Annotated in this window: 4 protein-coding genes; all 4 read left to right on the top strand. The window is 47.3% G+C overall.

Annotated features, from left to right (window positions below; genetic code table 11):
- Window positions 1–436, top strand: a 436-nt coding sequence (locus tag ACTHMC_RS02425; RefSeq protein WP_440410498.1) for a DUF5110 domain-containing protein, incomplete at its 5' end; no start/stop codon positions are given.
- Between the two features lie 20 nt (window positions 437–456).
- Window positions 457–3141 carry an MGH1-like glycoside hydrolase domain-containing protein gene (locus ACTHMC_RS02420; protein ID WP_440410496.1) on the top strand — a complete coding sequence of 895 codons (2685 nt, stop codon included), beginning with the start codon at window positions 457–459 and terminating at the stop codon, window positions 3139–3141.
- 237 nt (window positions 3142–3378) lie between these two features.
- On the top strand, window positions 3379–3825 hold the full coding sequence (locus ACTHMC_RS02415; RefSeq protein WP_440410494.1) for a hypothetical protein: 447 nt from the start codon (window positions 3379–3381) through the stop codon (window positions 3823–3825).
- Between the two features lie 58 nt (window positions 3826–3883).
- On the top strand, window positions 3884–4537 hold a 654-nt coding region (locus tag ACTHMC_RS02410), incomplete at its 3' end, for a patatin-like phospholipase family protein (protein ID WP_440410492.1).

Here is a 4537-nt window from a genome sequence, read left to right as displayed (position 1 = left end):
CCCGATACTTGTAAAGAAAGGCAGCATTATCCCGATGATGCCTGTGATGCAATATATCGGTGAACTGAAAGATCATCCTTTATACCTGCATGTATATCCTGCGGAGAACAGTCAGCCTGTAGATTTTGAGCTGTATGAGGATGATGGTGAGTCCCAGGATTACCTCGATAATAAATTCTGCAAAACAAATTTCCGCAGCAAGACCACGGAAAAAGCATATGAGCTGTCTGTTGCAGCCCGCAATAGTAATGGCTTTGAGCCTTCTGCCAAAAGAAAACTGGTATGGATGCTCCATGTTGCAAAGAAGCCGGTACGTGTGCTGGTAAATAAAAAGCCCGTTACCACTGGCCTGCAATGGGATGCAGCCAAAGGCATCTTTTCAATTACTGTTCCAGACAATGGAAAAGCACAAAGCATTGAAGTGATCAGAAAATAAACTACTATAAACAAGGTTACATGAACAGTAAGGGAAACTGGATATTCACAGCAATGCTGGCCATTGCTGCAGGAACGCATGCGCAGCAACAGGAGAATCCGGTATGGTCGTCTCCCGCTTACCGGGTGTATGGGGACAGGGTTGTACAGGGCAAGTACACCGCCAGGGCTGTATCAGCTACGGAGATGAGATCGGATTACCAGAGCCCGGCCAACCTGTTCAAGAGCTCTGAGATCTCATTCAAGTTCAGCATAAATGGTAAGGACAATGAGATGTTGTCAGGCAAAGACCATGGGTTCAATATCGTTCCTGTGAATGGTTATGCGGAAACGCCGCTGATACCATTCGGTAAACAGCTGAAGCCTGGTGCCGGAGCTAAAAGCAGCTTTCTTCCTCCCAATACGAAATTGAAGTTGAGACTGGATATGAGAGAAGTACTGGCCTCATTCAAAAGCAAGGGATACTATGTTACATTCAAGGGCGATAAGATCTATAAAGAAGATTTCAAAGGTGTATTTGTAGCGGGAGGCAGTGCACCGATGATCTGGGATTTCGATAACCTGGTGCATCATCCGGAGCTGGAACTGAAAGACGATGATGGAGATGGTGTTTTTGAAACCACACTGCTTATGAATGCACCGGAACAGCAGAATAATACAGATGCGGAATGGAAGGTTTCCAAAGACCTGAGCGCATTCCCGCAATACCGGAGCAGCTATCCCCTTGCTGATGCGTTGTACAATCTGAGCATCGAAGAAATGATCAGGTCGGTGGAACCCGACAGTACTTTCCGTACAGGAAAGGAGTGGGCCGGTGTCTGGACCCGCGATATCAGTTACAGCATCATATTGAGCATGGCTTATCTGCAACCTGAAGTAGCTAAGTACAGCCTGCTGCGTAAGGTGAGCAAGAAGAAAAAGATCATTCAGGATACGGGTACCGGCGGCGCGTGGCCGGTGAGCACAGACAGGATGGTCTGGGCCATTGCTGCCTGGGAACTTTACAAGGCAACAGGTGACAGGGAATGGCTGGCGCAAGCCTATGAGATCATTAAAAACTCTATCGAAGATGATCTGCAGAATGTATATGATGCGGAGACCGGTATGGTGAAAGGAGAGTCCAGTTTCCTCGACTGGCGTGAACAGACTTATCCGCGCTGGATGCAGCCTGCCGATATCTTTGAGTCGGAGAACCTGGGCACAAACGCTGTGCATTACGAAGCCAACCAGGTACTGGCGCGCATGGCTGGATTACTGAAGCAGACCACGGTAGCGGAAAAGCATGCTGGTATTGCGGCAAAGATCAAAGCGGGGATCAACAAATACCTGTGGCTGCCTTCGCAGCAGTTTTATGGACAATATATTTATGGCCGTAAATACAAATCTGTGTCGCCGCGATCAGAGGCATTGGGAGAGGCGCTTTGCATATTGTTTGATATTGCAGATGCCAAACAGCAGCAGCAGATCATATCGAACGGACCGGTGACAACCTATGGTACTCCCTGTATCTATCCTGATATTCCGGAAATTCCACCTTATCATAACAATGCGGTATGGCCTTTCGTTCAGGCATACTGGTTATGGGCTGGGGCGAAGGTGGGAAATACTTCATCGGTAACGGAAAGTATCAGCGCTATTTACAGACCCGCAGCATTATTTCTAACCAACAAGGAGAATTTTGTTGCCACGAATGGCGATTTTACCGGAACGCAGATCAACTCAAGCAATATGCTCTGGAGTTTGTCCGGCAATATCAGCATAGTTCATAAAGTATTCTTCGGTTTACAATTTATGGAGGATAAGTTGGTATTCAAACCATTTGTACCTGCGGCATGGAAGGGAAAAAAGCAGCTCAATAACTTCAGGTATCGCAATACGGTGCTGGATATTGAACTGGAAGGGGCGGGCAATAATATTGAAAGTTTTGAGCTGGATGGAAAGAACATAAGTAAAGCAGAGTTGCCGGCTGACCTCAGCGGCAGGCATAGAGTAAGGATCAAGGTAGGTGAGGGATCAGGTGGTGCAAATCAATCCATCAAAAAAGTGGCCGGTTATACCAGTCTGCCTGCACCGGAACTGCAACTGAAAAATGGAATTATCAGCTGGAAAAAGATTCAGGGCGCTGTAAAGTACAGGGTGCTGAAAAATGGGAAGGAGATTGTGAACACTACTGCGCTTCAATACAGGCCGGCTGCAGCAGCAGAATACCAGGTGATTGCGACAGATAAAATGGGCGTACCATCCTTTGCCAGTGAGCCTTTGGACGTATTGGGCAAAGAGGGCGTGACAGTTATTGAAGCAGAAGCGTTTGCCCCGGTTGCAAGCTATGCGTACAAAGGTTTCTCCGGAAAAGGGTTCGTGGAGATTTCCACTTCTGTCAATAGATCGATGGAAGTGCCGGTCAATGTAAAGGAAACCGGTTGGTATTTTGTGGATGCAAGGTATGCCAATGGAAACGGCCCGACCAATACGGAAAACAAATGTGCAGTCAGAACAGTGGAGGTGAATGGAAAATCTGAAGGTATATGGGTGTTCCCTCAGCGTGGAAAAGAGGAGTGGAGCAACTGGGGGTATACCAATAGCATCAGGGTGCATCTCACAGCAGGCAGTCATACGCTAAGGATCTATTATGCTGATGCGAATGGCAATATGAATGAAGAGATCAATCAGGCTATGATCGACCATTTGAGGTTGATCAGATTCTGATCTTAAACCGGCAGTTTTTGTAAATGGGTGCCCCATGTGGCACCCATTCTTATTAAGGTTGATGCAGAAAAACAGAAAATGGAAGCCCGGAGATCCGGGCCTCCTTTCACAATAAAATGCCTTAAAGTTCAATTGCCACTATTATATCAACGGTCCAGGCAATTTGTTACCCCTCTCCGCAACGATTAACTTTTCCTATGCCAATTTATCTGCTACTTTGAAGCATAAATAAGACAAATGAAAAGAAAAGATACTCAGTATTACCAGGACAAACAGCTGGTAGTTACTACCCTCAGCGGAGAGCTGGATGCAACTGATGTTCAGGAATGGCATCAGTCCCTCAAATCTGTTACAGATGGTCTGGAGCCCGGTACCCAGTTCAAAATACTGGTGGACCTCAACGGTTTCAAGGCCAGCTCTTTTGAAGTGCACAAACAATTCAGGGTGATGGTGCCGCAGTTGCTGGCTGATTATGGCTGGTATGTGGGATACCTGCGTATGTTTCCCGAAGCGGAGATCTGCATCCGTTCAAATAATAATATCCGCTGCAGAGCAGCCGCCCATGTGCATCACGATGAGACCAAGATCTCCAATTATGCCACCAATTATTCCATGATCAATGAAGGATTCTTTACTGATTCCGGAGTTGCCAGGAAGTGGATCGAAGGAATAGTGTTGCACTGATTCGTAATACTTATTACCATTCTGCAGTAATAAGCTTGCAATAATTGAATTACCTTGTATGCTTCAACAGAAGAAGTATATGACCCTGACTCCTGCTCCTCAATCCGTGACCGGCCTGGCCCTTTCTGGTGGCGGTCTCCGTGCAATTGGACATATCGGCGTGCTGAAAGCCCTGGAACAACATGGCATCAGGGCTTCGGTGCTTAGCGGCACCAGTGCAGGGGCTGTGGTGGGCGCATTCTATGCGGCAGGATTTACGCCGGATGATATGTTCACCATCATTCACAAAACAGATTTCTTTCCCAAATCATATTTAAGGCTAAGAACCAATGGACTGTTCAGTGCGACATTCCTGGTGAAACTGTTCAGCCAGTTCCTGCCGGCGGATTTTTCCGGATTGAAATTACCACTCTGGGTAGCGGCAACGGAACTGACGGCGGGTGTTACTGAGTTTTTTCACGAAGGCGATTTGTACGAAGCGCTGCTGGCTTCTTCCAGTATTCCATTTGTATTACCCGCTGTGCACGATGGCAATAAAATGTATATGGATGGCGGTATTCTCAATAACCTGCCCATCGAGCCGTTGCGCGACAAATGCGATTACCTCATCGGCGTGCATGTGAATGCGATCTCGCATGAGTTGCCCGTAGGCGTGCGGCAGACATTCGACAGGGTATTTCACCTGGCGCTTAGCAATGCGGTGTATGCAAAG

Source organism: Pseudobacter sp. (assembly GCF_051955275.1).
Classification (GTDB): Bacteria; Bacteroidota; Bacteroidia; order Chitinophagales; family Chitinophagaceae; genus Pseudobacter.
The sequence above is the reverse complement of the archived record's forward strand: the minus strand, read 5'-3'. Positions and strand labels throughout refer to the sequence as shown.